Raw genomic sequence first — 21,016 nt, forward strand, 5'->3', positions numbered from 1 at the left:
CGGGGCAGCTTTTATTACTTTATCCGCATTCACTATAAGAAAGTTAGTTTATGAAAGTAATAAATAATTTGAAGGGGTTAAATTCTTAGATGAGGGATTTGTTATATGAAAGTATCTTGAAATGTAATATTTTTCTTTTGAGATAATGTGATTCGTTGTAGAAGAATTTCATTTTCATCAGGCAATATCGATATGTAAATATCCTTTTCTAACCAATGTATGATAAACTACTTATTAATAATCAGGAAAATAATAGCGGAGGACATAACATGTATAAATACTATATTATCGCACTTATCATTATTGGAATTGATCAGCTTACAAAATGGATTATTGTAAAACAGATGGAATTATATGAACAAATTCCAGTTATTGAAAACTTTTTCTATATCACTTCACATCGAAATACAGGTGCGGCCTGGGGGATTCTGCAAGGTCAGATGATTCTATTTTATATAATTACAGTACTTGTAATTATCGGCGTTGTGTACTATATGCAGAAGCATGTAAAGGGACAATTATTTCCATCATTAGCACTTAGCTTTATTTTAGGTGGGGCAATTGGGAACTTTATTGATCGAGTGTTTAGAAAAGAAGTTGTTGATTTTCTAGACTTTAAAATTTTCTCATATGATTTCCCAATTTTTAATGTTGCAGATTCTGCATTAGTAGTAGGAGTTATTTTAATGATATTGACAATTTTCTTTGAGGAAAAACAGAAGGGAACTTCTAAATAAATGAAAACTATAGAGCATGTAGTAACTGAAGCGGAACAAAATAAGCGAATTGATAAACTACTAACAGAATTAGAGACAGAACAATCTCGTTCTCAAATCCAATCGCAAATAGAGCAAGCCTTGGTGACGGTGAATGGGAAGAAGATAAAATCTAATTATAAATGTCAGTTAAATGATGAAATTATATGGCAAATACCTGAAGAAGAGAAGTTAGATTTGGTAGAGGAAAACATTCCTTTACATATTGTTTATGAGGATGAAGATGTACTCGTTGTGAATAAACCGAAAAACATGGTAGTGTATCCAACATTAACTCATAAACAAGGTACATTGGTAAATGCATTATTATATCATTGTGAACAGCTATCTGATATTCAAGAAGGGCGTCCTGGAATTATTCATCGCTTGGATAAAGATACAAGTGGGCTTCTATTGGTCGCAAAAAATAATCAGGCACATGTATCGTTAGCAGAACAGCTAAATCGAAGAGAAATAAAACGTGTATATGAAGCAGTGGTACATGAAGTAATTGAGCATGATACTGGTCTGATTGATGCCCCAATTGGTCGTGATCCATATCAACGAACGATGATGAATGTTATTGAAGGTGGAAAGGATGCACGAACACATTTTAGAGTACTGCAACGGTTTAATCATTACACACATGTAGAATGTCAGTTAGAGACTGGTAGAACCCATCAAATACGTGCACATATGAAATATATTGGACATCCACTTGTTGGTGATACAAAATATAGTGCTCCTAAAACAACAGATATAGATGGACAAGCTTTATTTGCCAAAACAATAGGTTTCCATCATCCTGTAACAAACGAATGGTTAGAGTTCTCTATTGAACAACCAAAATACTTTCAAAAATTACTGATGAAGATGGAGAAAATATCTTGACATTAGTAATTGAATTTGAAATAATAGTAAAGAACAAAATAAGAGTTCCTTTAATATAGTCCTGTGAGGCTGAAAAGGTAGCGTGAAGATTTATATGTGTATACACATGCCTTTTGTCACAGAAAGGCATTTTTTTATGCCTATAAGTGCGTGTTCAAAAAGGTCATTTTTGTTGGACTTTTTGAAAGACCTCTATAAAGGACGTTTAAAAGTGTAAAAGGTGGGTGAGACAATGATCAAAAAAACAATAATATTGGATCAGCCTGCAATGAACAGAGCATTAACACGAATTGCTCATGAAATTCTTGAAAAGAACAAGGGTGGAGAAAATCTAATTCTTGTTGGAATTAAAACAAGAGGAATTCCATTGGCAAAAAGGCTACAGGAAAAAATCAAGTTGATTGAGAATATCACGGTACCTGTTGGGGAATTAGATATTACATTATATCGTGATGATTTGAAAAAGATTTCTGTAGATGCAGAGCCGCAGCTTACGAATACAGATGTAAAAGAAGATGTTACAGGTAAAACAGTTATCCTAATTGATGATGTTCTTTACACTGGTAGAACGATTCGAGCAGCAATGGATGCAGTAATGGATTTAGGAAGAGCTTCACAAATTCAGCTTGGGGTGATGGTGGATCGTGGCCATAGAGAATTACCGATTCGAGCTGATTATGTTGGGAAAAACATTCCGACATCAGAAAAAGAAAGCATTGTTGTTAAGTTAGAAGAAATGGATAACATTGATGAAGTAGGAATTTATGAAAAATAAAACTTTTGACCTTTAAATAAGTCCAGAGAGATTTACAAGGTTGCTTAAAGAAAAACGTGCGGGAAAATGCACGGATGCCTCTTTGCGATCTTCGCAGAGGCTTTTTTTATGCGAACCTGTCAAAAAGTGAAGAATAATGATGAAAAAGCAAGAGTAAAACTAATCATGCTATTGCTTCAAGTAGAACAGGAGGAGCTAAAATTATGAAACATTTTATTTCAATGAACCAATTAACTAATGAGGATATTTTCAACTTACTGGATACAGCAGAATTTTTAAGAAAAAATGATGTGAAATATGAAGACCAAATCTTTGCAGCAAATTTATTTTTCGAGCCAAGTACAAGAACAAAAATGAGTTTCGAGGTAGCGCAAAGAAAATTAGGTTTAGAAATGCTAGATTTTCACGCAGATAGTTCAAGTGTATTGAAAGGTGAGACACTCTATGATACAGCTAGAACTTTTGAATCTATCGGTGCGCAAGTATTAGTTATCCGTCATGAGGCTGATGATTGGTATAAAGAAATTAATGCAAATATTAATGTTCCAATTATTAATGGAGGTTCTGGTAAATCAGAGCATCCAACACAATGTCTACTTGATATTTTAACAATCTATCAAGAATTCGGACGTATCGAAGGATTGAATATTGTTATCTCAGGAGATATCAAGCATAGCCGTGTAGCACATTCTAACATGCATGCCTTAGAACAATTAGGAGCCAATGTTTATGTAAGTGCAGCGCCGGGATTTGAAGATCCTAACTTAAACTTTCCTAATTTATCCATTGATGAAGCAGTTGAGATTTGTGATGTAATGATGTTATTACGTATTCAACATGAGCGTCATGCAGAAACAAGTGATGTAGGAAATTACTTAGACACATATGGATTAACAAAAGAGCGAGAAGCAAAAATGAAAGATCATGCAATTATCATGCACCCAGCACCAATCAATCGTGGGGTAGAAATCGATTCTGAATTAGTAGAGTGTGAACGCTCAAGAATTTTCAAGCAGATGAATAACGGAGTATATATCCGTATGGCGATTATGATGAAGCTTTTAAAAGAATGGGGGATTACTAATGAAAATCTTATTGAAAAATGCGAACCAACTGAATAATAACACATTAGTTCCAGTAAACGTGTTGATTGAAAATGATAAAATTATCAAAATTGCAGAGGTAATTAATGAAGATGCTGATCAAGTGATTGATTGTCAAGGAAATCTATTAACACCAGGATTGATTGATGTTCATATTCATTTACGTGAGCCAGGTGGAGAACATAAAGAAACGATTGTCTCTGGTACAAAGGCTGCTGCTCGTGGAGGATTCACGACAGTATGCTCTATGCCAAATACAAATCCAGTACCAGATGATGTTGATGTGGTTCGTGGATTAAATGAAAAAATTAATCAAGATGCTGTTGTACGTGTTATTCCATATGCAGCAATTACAAAAGGTCTACAAGGTGAAGAGTTAACAAATATTGCGGAAATTTCCAAAGAGAACATTTTTGCTTTCACAGATGATGGTGTTGGCATTCAGACAGCTGATACAATGCTTCGTGCTATGGAAGAAGCTGCAAAGCAGGATAAAGCAATCGTAGCGCACTGTGAGGATAATTCATTAATTTATGGTGGAGCGGTACATAGAGGGGATGTAAGTAAACGCTTAGGCATTCCTGGAATTCCGTCTATTTGTGAATCTGTGCAAATTGCTCGTGATGTTTTATTAGCAGAAGAAGCAAATTGTCATTATCATGTATGCCATGTAAGTACTAAAGAATCTGTACGTGTAATCCGTGATGCGAAGAAAGCAGGAATTCGTGTAACTGCAGAAGTATCTCCACATCATTTAATTTTAAATGAAGATGATATTACAGAAGCAGATCCAAATTTCAAAATGAACCCACCATTACGTGCTAAAGCAGATCAAGAAGCATTATTAGAAGGTTTGCTAGACGGAACAATTGATTTTATAGCAACAGACCATGCTCCACATACAGATGAAGAAAAAGCAGTTGGAATAGAAAAAGCACCATTTGGTATTGTTGGTTTAGAAACTGCCTTTTCTCTTTGCTACACATATTTAGTGAAGACAGGTAAAATAACATTACAACAATTAGTTGATTTCTTAACTAGTAAACCAGCTGATGTCTTCAACTTACCATACGGTAAACTTGAAGTAGGCACAGTTGCAGATATAACAGTAATTGACTTAAATCGTGAAGAAAAAATCAATAAAGAAACTTTCCAATCTAAATCTAAAAATACACCATTTGATCAGTGGGATGTTTCTGGGGTTCCAGTATTAACAATTGCAGAAGGAAAAGTAGTTTATGAAGATGCCGTTCTCTAAATAGAGGAACGGCTCCTCTAGCGTTTAATGGGCATATAAAGTTTCTTTTCATTATGCTAGAATAGATGTATGAAAAATAATGCTTACTAAGTTTTCTTTAAAAAATAAAAAAGTAGGGTTGTTAGATGAGAAAAGAACAATTACGAATCATTGATATGAAAAACATTGCTCTAGATACATTTGAGCTTAGGGTAGAAAATAGTTATATTAGCCAAACGGCTGTACCTGGTCAATTTGTCCATATCAGTATAGACAACCGTACACTAAGAAGACCGATTTCCATTGCAACAATTGATCGTGACAATGAAATTATTACACTCATTTTTAAAGTTGTTGGTGCAGGTACACATGACTTATCAACGTATGCACCTGGAAAAGTACTAGATGCACTAGGGCCATGTGGAAATGGATTTCCTATTGATGATGTCAAGGAAAATGAAACTATTTTATTAGTAGGTGGCGGAGTTGGGGTACCACCAATTCACTTTTTAGGGCAGGCATTAGCGGAAAAGAATGTACGTGTTATTTCTGTATTAGGATATCAGACAAAAGAAAGTGTTTTTTTTGAGGAAGAATTTAAAGCAATTAGTGAGACACATATTGTTACAAATGATGGAACACACGGACAAAAAGGTTTTGTAACCAATGTATTAGAAGAAATTGGTGAATTTGACCGTTATTATACTTGTGGACCATTACCTATGCTGCAAGCTGTAACGAAGCAGCTAGCATATAAAGAAGGTTTTATTTCTTTAGAAGAACGTATGGGCTGTGGAGTAGGTGCATGCTTTGCTTGTGTTATTCCAACAGATGAACAAGGTGGATATGTGAAAATTTGTCAGGATGGACCTGTATTTGCTGCGCAGGAGGTAATTATATGAGTGAATTAGCAATGAACTTACCAGGATTGCAATTGAAAAACCCAATTATCCCTGCTTCAGGCTGTTTTGGATTTGGGAAAGAATATAGTCAGTTTTATGATTTAAGTATACTTGGAGCAATTATGATGAAAGCAGCAACAGGCACACCTCGTTATGGAAATCAAACTCCTCGTGTTGCTGAAACACCTTCAGGCATGTTAAATGCAATTGGTTTACAAAATCCAGGTGTTGAAAAAATTATTGAAAATGAAGTGCCATTTTTAGCTAATTATGATTTATCAATTATTGCTAATATCGCAGGTAGTACAGTAGAAGAATACGAACAAGTGGCTGCTGCATTTAATGCTACAGATGATGTACATGCATTGGAATTAAATATATCTTGTCCAAATGTAAAAGAAGGCGGCGTACAATTCGGTACAGATCCAGATATGGCAGCAAGTGTAACAAAACGAGTAAAGGAAGCAAGTAATAAACCAGTTTATGTGAAACTATCGCCAAATGTTTCAGATATTGTTGCGATGGCAAAGGCTGTGGAGGCTGCTGGTGCTGATGGGATAACAATGATTAATACACTGGTTGGTATGCAAATTCATTTACCATCTAGACGTCCTTTGCTTGCTAACAGGACTGGTGGACTTTCTGGAGCCGCTGTGAAACCGGTAGCTGTACGTATGGTTTATGAAGTATATAATCATGTTAATATTCCAATCATTGGTATGGGTGGAGTAAATACAGCAGAGGATGTTCTAGAATTTTTACTAGCTGGAGCAAGTGCTGTTGCTGTTGGAACAGCAAACTTCCAAAATCCATTTGTTTGCCAAGAAATTATTGAGGAATTACCTAAGGTTCTTGAAAAATATGGCTTCAGCTCTGTACAAGAGGCGATTGGAAAGGGGCATGAATAATGAATCCTATCTACTTAGCACTTGATTTTCCGACATTTAAGGATGCTAATCATTTTATTGAGGAAAATAAATTGCAAGGAGTTCCTGTGAAAGTAGGCATGGAACTTTTTTATCGTGAAGGCCCTGATATTCTCAAACGTCTAAAAGAGAATAATCATCCAATTTTTCTTGATCTAAAATTATTTGATATTCCTACCACTGTTCATAATGCAATGCGTAATATTGCTAAGCTAGATGTTGACTTAGTTACAATTCACGCGCTTGGTGGAAGTGAAATGATTAAACGAGCGAAAGAAGGCCTGCAAAGTGAATCTAATCATACGAAATTAATTGCAGTAACAATTTTAACTTCTTTTGATAAAGAAACGATTAATCATGAATTATTAATTCCTGGTGAACTTAATGATCATGCTGTTCATTTTGCTAAGCTTGCTCAAACAAGTGGGGCAGACGGAGTAGTTTGCTCTGTACATGAGGCTTCTTCAATTAAGGAAGCCTGTGGACCAGATTTTTATACAGTAACTCCAGGAATTCGTTTGCAGGATTCTAGTCAGGACGATCAGAAAAGAGTTGCTACACCTGGAGTAGCGCGTCAGCAAGGATCAGATTTCTTAGTAATAGGACGTAGCATTACCAAAGCAGAAAATCCATTAGCGGCATACGAGAATGCATTGAAGGAGTGGGAAAATGGGATTAAATATTGAAGTTGCTAAACGTTTATTAGATATTAAAGCAGTACAAATTAGACCAAATGATTATTTCACATGGACTTCTGGAATTAAATCACCAATTTATTGTGATAATCGTCTAACAATGTCTTATCCAGAAGTACGTAATAAAATTGTAGATGCATTTGTTGAGAAGGTTGAAAATTTAGAGCAACGTCCAGATGTTATTGCAGGATGTGCAACAGCAGGTATTCCACATGCTGCATGGCTAGCTAGTCGCCTTGATTTACCAATGACATATGTTCGTTCTTCGGCAAAAGGTCATGGAAAAGGCAACCAAATTGAAGGTGAAATTAAGCCAGGACAAAAAGTAGTTGTTATTGAGGATTTAATTTCTACAGGTGGCTCTGTATTAACTTCTGTTAAAGCATTAGTTGAAGCAGGAGCAGAGGTAGTTGGTGTTTTAGCTATTTTTACATATGGCTTAGAGAAAGCGAAGCAACAATTTGCTGATGCAGAGCTTTCTTTTGAAACAATTACAAATTATGATGAATTATTACAGCTCTTAGAATCAGAAGGTAAAATTACTTCGGAGGAGAAAGCTGAATTAGAAAACTGGCGTAATACGCTTTAATTTAGAATAACCATTTGCTTATGGTAATTACCATGCAGGTGGTTATTATTTTGTTTTTAGGCTAAGATAAAAAGAAACATTAGGTAGGGAGTTAATTATGAGAATTGAGGATTATGAGTTGCTTATTCAGTTAAATGAAATAGGGACCATTCGTGGAACAGCAAAAGTAATACTAGTTTCTCAGCCAGCAGTATCACAACGCCTGAAAATGATTGAGGATTATTTTGGGATGCCTATTTTTATTCGTACGCCTAAACGATTAATTCCTACTCCAACAGGTGAACTTATTTTAGCGCATGCGAAGCAAGTTGTTGAAAAGGAGAAAAATTTATTAAATACACTTGCAGAAGCAAATGAGGAAGTGCGTGGAACTTTATCCATTGCTTGTTCATCTTTAATTAGTCAGAGATTCTTACCTGCAATACTTGCAACATATACGAAGCAATTTCCAAATGTATCCATTGATTTAGTTACAGGAATAAGTGAAGATATCAAACGCAATCATAAGAATTTTCATGTATGTATTATTCGTGGAGAAAAACTAAAGGATAGTACATGCACACGTCTCTTTGAAGACCCATTATATATTTTCGATACAGAGGATTTTTCTTCTAATGATCTAAAGGAACGTCCATTAATTTCGTTTAAAAGTGATGATAGTATGCATGAGCTGGTTGAAAACTGGTTGCAGTTTCAACATCATATTAAACCACAAAAAGCGATTCGGGTAGACCAAATAGAAACATGTAAGCAATTTATGAAACAAGGGATAGGAATGGCAGTGTTGCCTAAAAGTGTATCAGAGTCTTTAATGGAGCACTATCCCCATTTGCCATTAAAGGTAAATGGACAGCTAGTAACAAGAGATACTTGGTTGTGCTATCAGGAAGGAATTACTGGTTTGCCTCAAGTGGCCGAATTTATAAAAGCAGTATTAGCGAATGAATTTCTTGATGATTAATGAAGAGAACATAAGGGAGTTAGATACGATACCTTAACTTAGGTAATATCTAACTCCCTTATTTATTTTACTTTTCTTTCCTTTACAACAGTCGGACTTGGAGTGACAAAGATGGTCTTTTGATTATCGTATGTTACAAATCCTGGCTTGGCTCCATTTGGTTTTTTCACATGACGTACCAAGGTGTAATCCACAGGTACAGAAGAGGATTGCTGTGCTTTGCTAAAGAAGGCCGCTAATTGTGCAGCTTCTTCAAGTGTTTGCTCATCTGGTTGATCTGATTTGATGACAACATGTGAGCCAGGGATATCCTTCGTGTGAAGCCAAATATCATTTCGATGTGCAACACGGTTGGTTAAATAATCATTTTGCTTATTATTTTTCCCGACTAAAATAGGTATTCCATTTGTAGAAATGTATTCTTCAGGTAATGGTTTTGTAAGCTTAATCTTTTTCTTACGTTTTTGCTTACGTAAATAACCTTCTTCTCTTAACTCTTCTCGAATTTCTTCTATATCTTCTACGCGAGCAACATCAATTTGTTGAAGTAATTGCTCTAAGTAAGTAATTTCTGCTTCTGTCTTTTCGATTTCTTTTTGAACGATTTTTTGTGAATTTTGTAGTTTACGGTATTTTGTAAAAAATATTTGTGCATTTTCACTTGGCGATTTATTCGGTTGAAGAGAGATAGTAACTTCTTTTTGCTCCGGATCATAATAGTCAACTACTGTAACCGATTCTTCGCCCGGCTTAATTAAGTGCATATGAGCAGTTAATAATTCCCCAAGACGTTGTAATTGAGCTGCATTTTTAGCTTTATCTAATGTTCGTTCATGAATTTTTTGTTTACGAATATTTTTATCTAATTCATTTTTAATAAATCGATAAAGATCTTTCGCCTGTTGCTTTACTCGATCACGTTCAGCCTTTCCAGAATAAAATTGATCAAGCATTTCGTTGGTACTCGCAAATGTTTCTGAAGCTTGTAAGGATTCCATTGCGATAACATGGAAATCTTCCTTTTCATTTACATAAATGGCAGGTGAAAACTGATTTTCTTTTATATCCTCGATAAATTCATTCGTTTTTTCTATAAATGCTTTTGAATTACGAAACCCCATACGATGAATAACTTCACGTGCAATAAATGGCGAGATTCCTTCAGCAACATTTACAAGCTGTTGATCTAGCTTTCCAGCATTAAAATCTATTTTTTTAACAATATCCTCACCAGTTACTTCTAAAAGATGAAGCTTTTCCTGAGCTGGTGCTTCTGTATAAGGCTGACCGGGTAATATACTACGATATCGATTTTGTGAAGGAGAAATATGCTTCATGCTATCGATGATATGTGTTTTATCTTCGTTTAATAATAATAGGTTACTATGTCTCCCCATCAGCTCAAGGACTAAGTATTTTATTGCAGTATCACCAATCTCATCTACTGAGCGTAGTTTAAAGGTAATAATTCGTTCTAGTCCTTTCTGTTCGATGTCTTCTATTACAGAGCCTGCTAAATGTTTTCGCAGCACCATACAAAACATTGGTGCTTCTTGAGGATTAATATATTTTTCATTTGTTAAGTGAAAACGAGCATAAGATGGATGCGTTGAAATCACAAGATTATATGTTTTCCGGTTACTTCGAATAGCTAAAACAATTTCTGATGTTGTTGGCTGGTATATTTTTGAAATTCGTCCAGATATGATATTTTCATTTAATTCAGTTACAGCTGCTTTTGTAACTATTCCGTCAAACGGCATGGTAATCAACTCCCTTTGTTATTATAGCATTTTTTATCAACTGACCGCATATAAATTGCTAAGAACGAAAAGTCTGATGAGACAAACCTTAAGTAGGACGAGATAGTCATATAATCAGCAATGACAGAGGTGAATGAAAGTTGAACGGTGGAGGTAAATCATTGAACTGGTATCAATTAAATCAAAAACAAATTGAACGAAAGCTACACGTATCTACAACACAAGGATTAAATAAGAAACAGGTAAAGGATAGACAAAAGCAATATGGCCTAAATGTTGTAGCAAGTGATAAGAAGCCATCAAAATGGTTTATTTTCTTAAAACAATTTCAAGATTTTATGGTATTTATTCTACTTGGTGCTACCTTAATTGCGGGATTACTAGGTGAATTTGTTGATGCCATAGCTATTATGATTATTGTTTTTATGAATGCATGTATCGGATTTTTTCAAGAGGCAAAAGCAGAAAAGGCATTGGACAAGCTCCAGGAATTATCAGCACCGATGGCCAATGTACTTCGTGAGGGAGAATGGCAACAGATTCCATCACAGGATGTTGTCGTTGGGGATGTTATTCAAATCGAAAGTGGTGGCAGGGTACCTGCTGATATGCGAATAGTACAAACAAATAGGTTAGAAGTAGAGGAATCAACATTAACTGGGGAATTCTATCCTGTGGCAAAACAAGTTGAAGCAATTTCAGGAGATGGACTTGCTGAGCAAGAACAACAGAATATGGCATTTATGGGCACATTAGTGACAAGGGGTTCAGGAATAGGAGTAGTAGTACAAACTGGGATGAATAGTGCAATAGGAAAAATTGCTTCCTTAATGCTCACAACGAAGAAACAATTTACACCTTTAGAAAGACGTTTAACAGAACTTGGTAAGGTATTAATTATTGTTGTGATTTTTCTAACACTATTTGTAGTAGGGATTGGTATTTATCAAGGGCATCCTGCCTATGAAATGTTTTTAACGGGTATCTCTCTGGCCGTTGCAGTAATACCAGAAGGACTGCCTGCTATTGTAACTGTTGCATTGTCATTAGGTGTACAGCGAATGATTCGGAAGAAAGCCGTCGTGCGAAATCTATCTGCTGTAGAAACATTAGGTTGTACGACAATTATTTGTTCAGATAAAACAGGAACAATTACAGAAAATAAAATGACAGTAACCGATTTATTTGTAAATGGGAAATTTGTTACAGTCACAGGTAAAAGTGCCGATTATGTTGGAGATTTTTATTATAAAAAACAGAAAATAACTAAAGATTTTCCACATCTTCAAACGATACTAATGTATGGAATGCTGTGTAATCATGCGAAGCTAATGGTGAAAAAAGGAAAATATATCGTTCATGGTGATCCAACAGATGGTGCTTTATTAATTGCTGCACGTAAATTTGGAATTATCCATACAGCGGATGAGAGCTTCCGGATTATCGATGAAATTCCCTTTGATTCTGAACGAAAGCGCATGTCAGTGATTGTTGAAGATGAGCATCAACGACGTTTTCTAATTGTAAAAGGAGCACCAGAAACCATCTTACCACGCACGAATTATACTTTAGAAGATGGCAAAAGAAAGAAATTAGAATCTAAGAGGGAAATAGAAAACGCTATTGATATGATGACAAATAAAGCATTGCGCACGATTGCAATTGGCTTTAGACCTTTACAGAAAAATGAAGATTATTCTATGGAATTTTTGGAGAAGGAATTAACATTTATTGGCTTATTTGGAATGATTGATCCACCAAGAGAAGGCGTACAACAATCCATTGAAGAATGTAGACAAGCAGGGATAAAGACAATCATGATTACTGGAGATCATGCATTTACTGCCAAAGCGATTGCAAAGCAAATTGGATTACTTCCAGAACACGGTAAAGTATTAGAAGGCTATGAGTTAAATCAATTATCCGATTCAGAATTACGTGAGGTTATTGATGATGTTTTTGTATTTGCACGTCTCACCCCAGCGCATAAACTAAGAATTGTAAATGTATTACAGGATCTTGGACATGTCGTGGCAATGACTGGGGATGGAGTCAATGATGCTCCAGCTATTAAGGCAAGTAATATTGGAATAAGCATGGGACGGAGTGGAACAGATGTAACACGAGAAGCGTCATCACTTATTTTATTAGATGATAATTTTCGAACGATTAAAGAAGCGATTAAAGAAGGAAGAAATATTTATGCAAATATCTTGAAGTTCATTCGTTATATTTTAGCATCTAATGTTGGGGAAATTACAGTGATGTTATTAGCAATGCTTGCTGGAATGCCACTTCCGTTGGTACCTGTACAAATATTATGGGTGAACTTGGTGACAGACGGGCTACCAGCGATGGCTCTTGGTTTAGATAAACCGCAAGCAGATCATATGAAGCAACCACCGCGAAACCCAAAAGAAGGTATCTTTGCTAACGGTCTTGCATTTAAAATCATTAGTAGAGGAATTTTAATTGGAGTAGTATCACTAATTGCCTTCTTACTTACGTATCATAATGATCCAGAAAATTTAGTAGCAGCAAGAACAGTCGCTTTTACGACGCTTGTTTTAGCACAATTAGTTCATGTATATGATTGCCGAAATGATCGTCAGTTGTTTTCTATTAAGATATTAGATAATTTATTTTTATTATTTGCGGTTATTTCTTCCTTCTTTTTATTACTTGTTGTTATTTATTGGGCACCTCTTCAGCCGATTTTCCATACGACGCCACTTTATATCCATGACTGGTTATTAGTGATAAGTCTCTCTGTATTACCAACATTGTTATTTTATTTCCCTAAGAAAAAGAATTAACTACTATAAAAATAAACAATACTTAAGGTCTAGGGAATGAAAAATAATCAGTCCTTAGACCTGAATTATAGTTAATTACTAAATGAAAATTGTCTTGTCCAGACTCAATTAAATTAATAATTCAAGCATCTTAAATAGGGATGTTTAGCATACCCTAAAAAATAAATGATGGATTTAACTAGTATAATGGTCTTGTATGTTGATGGAACTACCTATAACTAGTCCTCCTCCGTTGCATAAGATGTAGTGATGGAAAAAGGAGGTGTAGCATATGTTTTTTAATGATAATGTAAGAGGTTCACGGGGATGTGGTTGTAATAATAATGAACGCCCTGAAAATGACAATACACAAGTAAGCCCTACAGAAACAGTTGTTAATACTAGAACTAAAAAACGTGTGGTAAGGCATATTCATCCAACAGAGGTTATCAATGTCAATCGAACTGTTATACGAAATGAACATTTCTATCCAGTAACTGAAAGAGAAGTAAATGAAACGGTTGTAGAAGACTATGATTGTGGTAGCGACATCAATAACCCTAGATGTAGAAGACGAGGTAGCGGGAATACTGGTAATAACAACAATAATAGCTGCGGTTGTAAGAACCATCGCTGTAATTGTAGAAATAGATAATTTATATGTTCACCTAAAAAAGCACTCAAATTAATGAGTGCTTTTTTAGTATACTTAATTAATAATAAGATAATTGATGGAATTATGATTTACATGTTGTCAAAAGTAAAAAATAGCAGAGAGTATTAATATAGCAGACTGGGATATAACTAGTTTTACATTCTTGATTTATCGTTAAAAAATGTTGATTGATCAAGGGTTATAATAGCTTTAATCTATTTCTTTAAGAAAAAATTAAAATAAAGTATGAAAGAATCAATCCTTGTCTAAAATAGAATATTTAGATGGACGAAATTCTTTTTTAAAAAAAGAGAGATAAATCATATAAATAGGTGGAATTACAATTGATTTTGATATATGATTTTCTTTACAATATACATTTTCTAATGATTAAGAGAAAAAGTGATAAGATAGAAAATTAAGAAGTGATAGGAGGGTGAACGTGGCCTTACAATTAATCAATATTGGATTTGGAAATGTAGTATCTGCCAACCGAGTTATTTCTATTGTTTCTCCAGAGTCAGCGCCTATCAAACGCATTGTCTCTGTTGCTAGAGATAATAATAAATTAGTAGATGCAACATATGGTAGACGTACAAGAGCGGTTATTATTACAGATAGTGATCATGTTGTACTCTCTGCTGTTCAGCCAGAAACAGTAGGACAACGTTTGCTAAGCAATGAAGAGCAGTCAGATGCGTAATTAGGGGGCAATAGGTTCATGGAAGAAAAGGGAATTCTATTTATTTTATCAGGACCATCTGGTGTTGGTAAAGGCACAGTGAGACAGAAGTTATTCGAACAGGATACGAATTTAAAATATTCGATTTCGATGACGACTAGAGACAAGCGTCCAGGTGAAATAGATGGAAAAGATTATTTCTATAAAACAAAAGAAGAATTTGAACAATTAATTCAAGAAAATCAATTAATTGAATATGCAGAGTATGTAAATAATTATTACGGGACACCTCGAACCTATGTGGAAGAAATGATGGAATTAGGTCATGACGTGTTTTTAGAAATTGAAGTCCAAGGTGCTCTTCAAGTAAAAGAAAATTTCCCACAAGGTGTGTTTATTTTCCTCATTCCACCTAGTCTTGATGAATTACGTGAACGCATTGTTGGCCGAGGAACAGAATCTGATGAATTAGTTCGTAATCGTCTAAATGAGGCTAGAAAAGAAATTGAAATGATGGATGCATATGATTATGTAGTTGTTAATGATCAAATAGAAAATGCTGTTAGAAAAGTTCAAGCAATTGTTCAGAGTGAACATTGTAAACGTGAACGAATTGCAAAACAGTTTAAAAAGTTATTGGAAGGATGATAATATGTTAGAACCATCAATTGATGCATTACAAGAAAAAGTGAAATCAAAATATTCTCTAGTTATTTTATCTGCAAGACGTGCTAGACAATTACGTGAAGAGAATAATTTAAAAATCGAAAAACCTATTTCTCATAAGTATGTTGGTATGGCTTTGGAAGAAGTTCAAGCAGACCACTTATTTGTAGAAGAAGATGCTGAATAAGCATGATGTAAACCCTTTTTATAAGAATAGATGAAAAAGGATTTATAGAATAAAATATATACAAGATAAAGAGATATTGCCCAAAAGCAATATCTCTTTTAAAATTCAATTTTTCAATTTTGTAGGATGAGGAATAAATCTTTAGATTCCACTTTAAAAGCTAAATAATTGGTCTATTCTATTTTGGAATATGGCGCTTATTTAAAAAAACGAACGAAGAATTTCCGTATTTCTTTCGGATCAGGCATATGATCCTGGCCTTTAAGCACATTAAATACAGCATTTGGAATTGCTTCATTTAATTGCTTTGCGATCTTGTGCATCGAAGAAGGGCTTTTTTCACCAACGATTATTTGAGTTGGTGTTTTTAATTTTGAAGCTTTTGTAACTGGTGGTAATTGATTTGCTAGCATGCTATCGTACATGAGAGTTGGAGCAAGTGCCAACATGGTGTTCCATTGAGGTGATTTACGAAACATTCCGTCGATTACTTCGATCGGTGTACCAATTCCTTGTAAGAAAGAACAAAGTGCTTCGTCATGTTTGCCAAGTTCAAGCATTGTATATAATTCCTCACTTATCTTTTTAAATGCTCGCAAATTTGTTTCATTGTCAGCATACGCTGGATCATATAATGCTAACTTACTTATTTTATGACCAAGCTTCATAGCAGCTTCCAGCGCAAGAATAGCTCCTGAAGAATGGCCGTATACATTTGCCTCACCACCCGCTATATCGATCATCGCTTCAATATCTTCAAGCTCACGTTCCATCGAATAAGGTGATGTATTACCACTGTCTCCACGTCCACGTCGATCATAATTATAGACAGTAAATTGTTCTGCAAATACTTTTGCATCGTACAAAACTGGATCAAACGAACGAAAGCAAGTAGCACCCGTTATAAAAAGGAGAGGAGGTCCATTTCCATATTTATCATAAGCTAAAATAGTACCATCTTTTGATTGAGTTGTTTTCATATATTTTGCCACCTTTTATATGTTAAAAGTAAGCCATTTAATTCTCTTCTAATGCTAATAAGTTACCAGCTGGATCTTTAAACAAAGCCACATCCGGTCCTCTATTGCTTGCTTTTCCACGGATAATACCATATTCATCGTGCTCCATTCCATCAATTATCTCGAGGTTAATCTTTTTTTGTTTAAGATCTTCCACCGCTTTATCAATATCTGATACGGTGATACTTAGTACAAAATACTTTGCTGGCTGATGATTTTTTCCGTTAGAGTATATAAAAACTTTTGTGCCTTTAAAATGAAGTGTAAAACCAATTACTTCATCTGTTGTTTTGATATGAAGTATATCCTCATAAAATCTTCGCGCTTCGTCAATATTGTTTACTGTAAAACTACTAATTGCTTCGGCATTTCGAAACATGATTTTCCCTCCTATAAGCGAAAATTAGATGTTTTAAGGTAGATTCAAACAAGATTCCATTTCATTTTAGCACGCCAAGCATACTGATATTTCTTATGGATTGCTAATATGTAAAGGTGAGTATATGTTTATTATGGGAGGCTGTTGTACTGCCAATGGCCACCAAGCATGATATGAATTATTTTGATAAAATAAGCAATTATTTCTGATAATGTTTGTTCCTTTGATAAATCATAAGGGTGACTCCTTTTAAGAATGGTCATAATTCGCTATAATTTAACTTAGTAAGTAGAATTATTTAAGAAGTAGAAAAAGACATTATTTTAAGCAAAGAAATCCAGAGATTATTTCAGTGAAGAAATATAAATAAATATAAAATGTTCGTTCGATTGAGAGGAGATTGACTACCATGTTAGGAAAAAAAGTTCTTTTATGTGTTTCTGGAGGAATAGCAGCATATAAAGCTTGTGACCTTGCTAGTAAATTAACTCAACAAGGCGCAGATGTAAAAGTAATTATGACAGAAAATGCAATGAAATTTGTATCCCCTTTAGTATTTCAAGCTTTAACAAGAAATCCAGTTCATTTTGATACATTTGATGAATTAGATCCAGCTAAAATTGCACATATTGATTTAGCGGATTGGGCAGAAATAGCAATTATTGCACCAGCAACGGCAAATGTGATTGGGAAATTAGCTCATGGGATTGCTGATGATATGCTTACAACAACATTATTAGCAACTTCAGCAGAAGTTTATATTGCACCAGCAATGAATGTGCATATGTATGAGCATCCTGCAGTTATTCAAAACATGAACCAATTAGATCAATGGGGTTATCATTTCATTGAACCTGGCGCAGGCTATTTAGCATGTGGTTATGTTGGAAAAGGTAGACTTGAAGAACCTTTGAAAATTATCGAAGCGATTAAAAACCATCAAGTAAAGCCAATGATTTTAACAGGGAAAAAGGTATTAATTTCGGCAGGTCCAACTCGAGAAAAGCTTGATCCTGTACGTTTTTTTACTAACAGATCTACAGGGAAAATGGGCTTTGCATTAGCGGAAGCAGCAGCAAATTTAGGAGCTGATGTAACTTTAGTTGCGGGACCGACAGAATTAGATATCGTCAATCAACGCATCCATCTAGTGAATATCACTACAGCAGAAGATATGTACACAGAAATGAATAAATACTTTCCAGATAGCGATATTGTAATTAAAGCAGCTGCAGTAGCTGATTATCGACCAAAGCAAGTATTTACAGAAAAAATGAAGAAAAAACCTGGTGATTTAAGCATTGAAATGGAAAGAACAAAAGATGTTCTCATGTCATTAGGTGAAAGAAAAACAAAACAATTTCTAGTGGGCTTTGCAGCAGAAACTAATAACGCAATTGAAAACGGCATGGAAAAGCTAAAGCGGAAGAATCTAGATGCGATTGTGGTGAATAATGTTGCTACAGAAGGAGCAGGATTTGGTGGCGATACAAATATCGTAACTTATTTGAATAAAAATTTACAGCAGCACCAACTAGATATTGCTTTAAAAACAGATATCGCTACATCGATTCTCCAATTCATTCACCAGGATTTAAAGGATGAATCCAATTGAAATATGCAAAAGTAATTGTTGATGTACCAGCTTCTGCAATCAATCAGACATTTGATTATCGAGTTCCAGAACAATTTTCTGATGTGATACAGAAAGGCTGTCGCGTGCTTATTCCATTTGGCCCAAGAAAAATAACAGGCTTTGTGGTGGAGCTGACTAATGAAACAAGCTTAACTAAATTAAAAGATATTATTGATGTTTTAGATATTACTCCTGTTTTGACAGATGAATTAATTGAATTAGGGAAATGGCTAGCAGAGGATATCATTTGTTTATATATTTCAGCATTCCAAGCAATGCTTCCAGCTGTGTTAAAGGCAAAATATGATAAAGAAGTGGTTAAGCTAACAGACGAGGCATTAACAATAGAGCTAGATAATGTTTTCCAAGGCAGAGATAGTGTGTCTTATGACGAGCTTGTTGCTGCAAATATTCGTTATAGTCAATTACGGAAAGCAATAGATGAAGGCTTACTCATGATACATTATGATGTTAAATCCAAGGTTACGAAACAATATCGTACGATGATTCGCTCTGCGTTAGCTACCCATCAATTAATAGAGATTGCAGAAAATGATTTAACACGTGCGAAGAAGCAACGAGAAATCGTTCAGTCTTTTATTGATAACCCGGAAGCTATTGAGCAAAATCAGTTATTGAAAAGAGTCGGGACAGGTTTATCAACATTGAAGGCTTTAATAGAAAAAGGTATTTTACATGCAGAGAAAGTAGAAGTATTACGAAACCCATATGATGATAATGCTTTTGAAAAAACAGAGAAGCTATTATTAACTGAGGAACAGCAAGCTGCTATAGAACCAATTAATGAAGCATTAGATCACAAAAAACATGATGTGTTTTTATTGCACGGGGTCACTGGTAGTGGGAAAACCGAGATATATTTACAAGCGATAGAGAAAGTTATTCAGCAGGGAAAAGAAGCAATTGTACTAGTTCCAGAAATTTCACTAACCCCGCAAATGGTGAGAAGGTTTAAAGGAAGATTTGGTTCCAAAGTAGCAGTACTACATAGTGCCCTTTCACAAGGTGAAAAATATGATGAATGGCGTAGAATTCATCGGAAGGAAGTACAAGTTGTAGTTGGTGCTCGTTCTGCTGTGTTCGCTCCATTTGAAAATTTAGGGATTATTATAATCGATGAAGAACATGAAAGTACATATAAGCAAGAAGATCAACCAAGATATCATGCACGGGATGTAGCAATTTATCGTGGGAATTTTCATCAATGTCCTGTTGTACTTGGCAGTGCTACACCAACATTAGAATCATTTGCCCGAGCGCAGAAAGGTATTTATAAGTTGCTTTCTTTAACAAAACGGACAAATGAGCAAGAAATGCCAGAGATTCAAATTGTTGATATGCGGGAAGAATTGCATAGAGGAAATCGAACGATGTTTTCCCTAGAGTTAAAAGAGAAAATAGAAGCTTGTATCGCTAGAGGAGAACAAATTGTTTTATTGTTAAACCGTCGAGGTTATTCTACTTTCGTAATGTGCCGAGATTGTGGGCATGTTCAGCAATGTCCACATTGTGATATTGCTTTAACCTATCATAAACAGCATCATCGTATGAAATGTCATTATTGTTCCCATGAGGAGCCAGTTCCACAAACCTGTCCAAAATGTTCAAGTGATTTAATTCGCTTCTTTGGAACTGGAACAGAGCGTGTAGAAGAAGCAATTAATCAGCTTATTCCACAGGCATCAGTGATTCGGATGGATGTAGATACAACGAGAAGAAAAGGTGCTCATGAAAAATTGCTTCAACGCTTTGCAAATAAAGAAGCGGATATTTTATTAGGAACACAGATGATTGCAAAAGGCTTAGATTTTCCTAATGTGACATTAGTAGGTGTCCTCACTGCAGATTCGATGCTGCACTTACCTGACTTTCGCGCTGCTGAGCGAACTTTTCAGCTGCTAACACAGGTGAGTGGGAGAGCAGGAAGACATCAATTACCTGGTGAGGTAATTATTCAAACATATACGACAGAGCATTATAGTATTGAACATGCTAAAAACTATGATTTCCTAGCCTTTTACGAACAGGAGATGAGGACAAGAAGAACCTTTCAATATCCTCCATACGTTTACTTAGCGTTAATCAATGTCTCACATCCTAATCAAGTAAAAGTGATGCAGACAACACAAACAATCGTTCAATTATTGCACCAAAAACTAAGTGATCAAACAAGGATATTAGGACCGACTCCGTCACCCTTATCCCGAATTAAAAATAGATATCGTTACCAATGTTTGATAAAGTATAAACATGAACCAGAAATACGAAAAACAATTCAAATGATATTACATCATTTTTCAAAAGAAATGGAAAATGATGATTTAACCATTACGATTGATATGCAACCACATCAATTAACATAGAAAGAAGTGAATGTTT

The 21,016-nt window shown here is 34.9% G+C and carries 20 protein-coding genes; 17 read left to right on the forward strand and 3 right to left on the reverse strand.

The genetic code is table 11. The features are described 5' to 3' along the window. The first annotated feature begins 269 nt into the window (after positions 1–269). The 10 genes from lspA (at position 270) to AB4Y30_RS06950 (ending at position 8,834) form a co-directional block, all read left to right on the forward strand. Positions 270–737: a signal peptidase II gene (gene lspA / locus AB4Y30_RS06905; RefSeq protein WP_368654749.1), complete on the forward strand. Its 468-nt coding sequence runs from the start codon at positions 270–272 to the stop codon at positions 735–737. Next, positions 738–1,646, forward strand: coding sequence for an RluA family pseudouridine synthase (locus AB4Y30_RS06910; protein WP_368654750.1), 909 nt, complete (start codon positions 738–740; stop codon positions 1,644–1,646). A 235-nt stretch (positions 1,647–1,881) separates the two neighbouring features. Next, positions 1,882–2,421, forward strand: coding sequence for a bifunctional pyr operon transcriptional regulator/uracil phosphoribosyltransferase PyrR (pyrR, locus tag AB4Y30_RS06915; protein WP_368655186.1), 540 nt, complete (start codon positions 1,882–1,884; stop codon positions 2,419–2,421). A 203-nt stretch (positions 2,422–2,624) separates the two neighbouring features. Next, positions 2,625–3,542, forward strand: coding sequence for an aspartate carbamoyltransferase catalytic subunit (locus AB4Y30_RS06920; RefSeq protein ID WP_368654751.1), 918 nt, complete (start codon positions 2,625–2,627; stop codon positions 3,540–3,542). After that, positions 3,505–4,782 carry a dihydroorotase gene (locus tag AB4Y30_RS06925; RefSeq protein WP_368654752.1) on the forward strand — a complete coding sequence of 426 codons (1,278 nt, stop codon included), beginning with the start codon at positions 3,505–3,507 and terminating at the stop codon, positions 4,780–4,782. Before AB4Y30_RS06920 ends, AB4Y30_RS06925 begins: the two co-directional genes overlap by 38 nt. A 125-nt stretch (positions 4,783–4,907) precedes the next feature. Then, positions 4,908–5,663 carry a dihydroorotate dehydrogenase electron transfer subunit gene (locus AB4Y30_RS06930; RefSeq protein ID WP_368654753.1) on the forward strand — a complete coding sequence of 252 codons (756 nt, stop codon included), beginning with the start codon at positions 4,908–4,910 and terminating at the stop codon, positions 5,661–5,663. After that, positions 5,660–6,571, forward strand: coding sequence for a dihydroorotate dehydrogenase (locus AB4Y30_RS06935; protein ID WP_368654754.1), 912 nt, complete (start codon positions 5,660–5,662; stop codon positions 6,569–6,571). The genes AB4Y30_RS06930 and AB4Y30_RS06935 overlap by 4 nt, the downstream gene beginning before the upstream one ends. Beyond that, a complete protein-coding gene (gene pyrF / locus AB4Y30_RS06940) occupies positions 6,568–7,275 on the forward strand; it encodes an orotidine-5'-phosphate decarboxylase (protein ID WP_368655187.1) in 708 nt (235 codons plus the stop codon). The genes AB4Y30_RS06935 and pyrF overlap by 4 nt, the downstream gene beginning before the upstream one ends. Next, the gene (pyrE, locus tag AB4Y30_RS06945) at positions 7,259–7,873 is read left to right on the forward strand and encodes an orotate phosphoribosyltransferase (RefSeq protein WP_368654755.1); all 615 of its coding nucleotides are present in this window, start codon (positions 7,259–7,261) and stop codon (positions 7,871–7,873) included. Before pyrF ends, pyrE begins: the two co-directional genes overlap by 17 nt. Before the next feature lie 97 nt (positions 7,874–7,970). Continuing rightward, the gene (locus AB4Y30_RS06950; protein ID WP_368654756.1) at positions 7,971–8,834 is read left to right on the forward strand and encodes a LysR family transcriptional regulator; all 864 of its coding nucleotides are present in this window, start codon (positions 7,971–7,973) and stop codon (positions 8,832–8,834) included. Positions 8,835–8,896: 62 nt separating this feature from the next. Here the strand turns inward: AB4Y30_RS06950 and AB4Y30_RS06955 are convergent, their stop codons facing one another. Continuing rightward, complete coding sequence (locus AB4Y30_RS06955; protein ID WP_368654757.1) at positions 8,897–10,597, reverse strand: NFACT family protein; 1,701 nt, start codon at positions 10,595–10,597, stop codon at positions 8,897–8,899. 161 nt (positions 10,598–10,758) lie between these two features. Between AB4Y30_RS06955 and AB4Y30_RS06960 the strand changes: the two genes are divergently transcribed. The 5 genes from AB4Y30_RS06960 to rpoZ all read left to right on the forward strand — a co-directional run bounded on the left by AB4Y30_RS06960 (position 10,759) and on the right by rpoZ (position 15,582). Beyond that, on the forward strand, positions 10,759–13,413 hold the full coding sequence (locus AB4Y30_RS06960; RefSeq protein ID WP_368654758.1) for a cation-translocating P-type ATPase: 2,655 nt from the start codon (positions 10,759–10,761) through the stop codon (positions 13,411–13,413). Positions 13,414–13,684: 271 nt separating this feature from the next. Further along, positions 13,685–14,047, forward strand: coding sequence for a CotD family spore coat protein (locus tag AB4Y30_RS06965; protein ID WP_368654759.1), 363 nt, complete (start codon positions 13,685–13,687; stop codon positions 14,045–14,047). Between the two features lie 442 nt (positions 14,048–14,489). Next, on the forward strand, positions 14,490–14,750 hold the full coding sequence (gene remA / locus AB4Y30_RS06970) for an extracellular matrix/biofilm regulator RemA (RefSeq protein WP_368654760.1): 261 nt from the start codon (positions 14,490–14,492) through the stop codon (positions 14,748–14,750). 18 nt (positions 14,751–14,768) lie between these two features. After that, positions 14,769–15,377 carry a guanylate kinase gene (gene gmk / locus AB4Y30_RS06975; protein WP_368654761.1) on the forward strand — a complete coding sequence of 203 codons (609 nt, stop codon included), beginning with the start codon at positions 14,769–14,771 and terminating at the stop codon, positions 15,375–15,377. Positions 15,378–15,381: 4 nt separating this feature from the next. Further along, the gene (gene rpoZ, locus AB4Y30_RS06980; RefSeq protein ID WP_368654762.1) at positions 15,382–15,582 is read left to right on the forward strand and encodes a DNA-directed RNA polymerase subunit omega; all 201 of its coding nucleotides are present in this window, start codon (positions 15,382–15,384) and stop codon (positions 15,580–15,582) included. Between the two features lie 197 nt (positions 15,583–15,779). Here rpoZ and AB4Y30_RS06985 read toward each other — a convergent pair whose 3' ends face one another. Together AB4Y30_RS06985 and AB4Y30_RS06990 are read right to left on the reverse strand one after the other, a co-directional pair. Continuing rightward, positions 15,780–16,562 carry an alpha/beta fold hydrolase gene (locus tag AB4Y30_RS06985; protein WP_368654763.1) on the reverse strand — a complete coding sequence of 261 codons (783 nt, stop codon included), beginning with the start codon at positions 16,560–16,562 and terminating at the stop codon, positions 15,780–15,782. 37 nt (positions 16,563–16,599) lie between these two features. Continuing rightward, positions 16,600–16,980: a VOC family protein gene (locus AB4Y30_RS06990; RefSeq protein WP_368654764.1), complete on the reverse strand. Its 381-nt coding sequence runs from the start codon at positions 16,978–16,980 to the stop codon at positions 16,600–16,602. Between the two features lie 409 nt (positions 16,981–17,389). Here AB4Y30_RS06990 and coaBC point away from each other — a divergent pair, with 409 nt between their 5' ends. Next, positions 17,390–18,595, forward strand: a complete 1,206-nt coding sequence (gene coaBC / locus AB4Y30_RS06995; RefSeq protein WP_368654765.1) for a bifunctional phosphopantothenoylcysteine decarboxylase/phosphopantothenate--cysteine ligase CoaBC — start codon at positions 17,390–17,392, stop codon at positions 18,593–18,595. Beyond that, positions 18,592–21,000, forward strand: a complete 2,409-nt coding sequence (priA, locus tag AB4Y30_RS07000) for a primosomal protein N' (RefSeq protein WP_368654766.1) — start codon at positions 18,592–18,594, stop codon at positions 20,998–21,000. Before coaBC ends, priA begins: the two co-directional genes overlap by 4 nt. Positions 21,001–21,016: the final 16 nt, after the last annotated feature.

This window comes from Ornithinibacillus sp. 4-3, assembly GCF_040958695.1.
GTDB lineage: Bacteria > Bacillota > Bacilli > Bacillales > Amphibacillaceae > CALAMD01.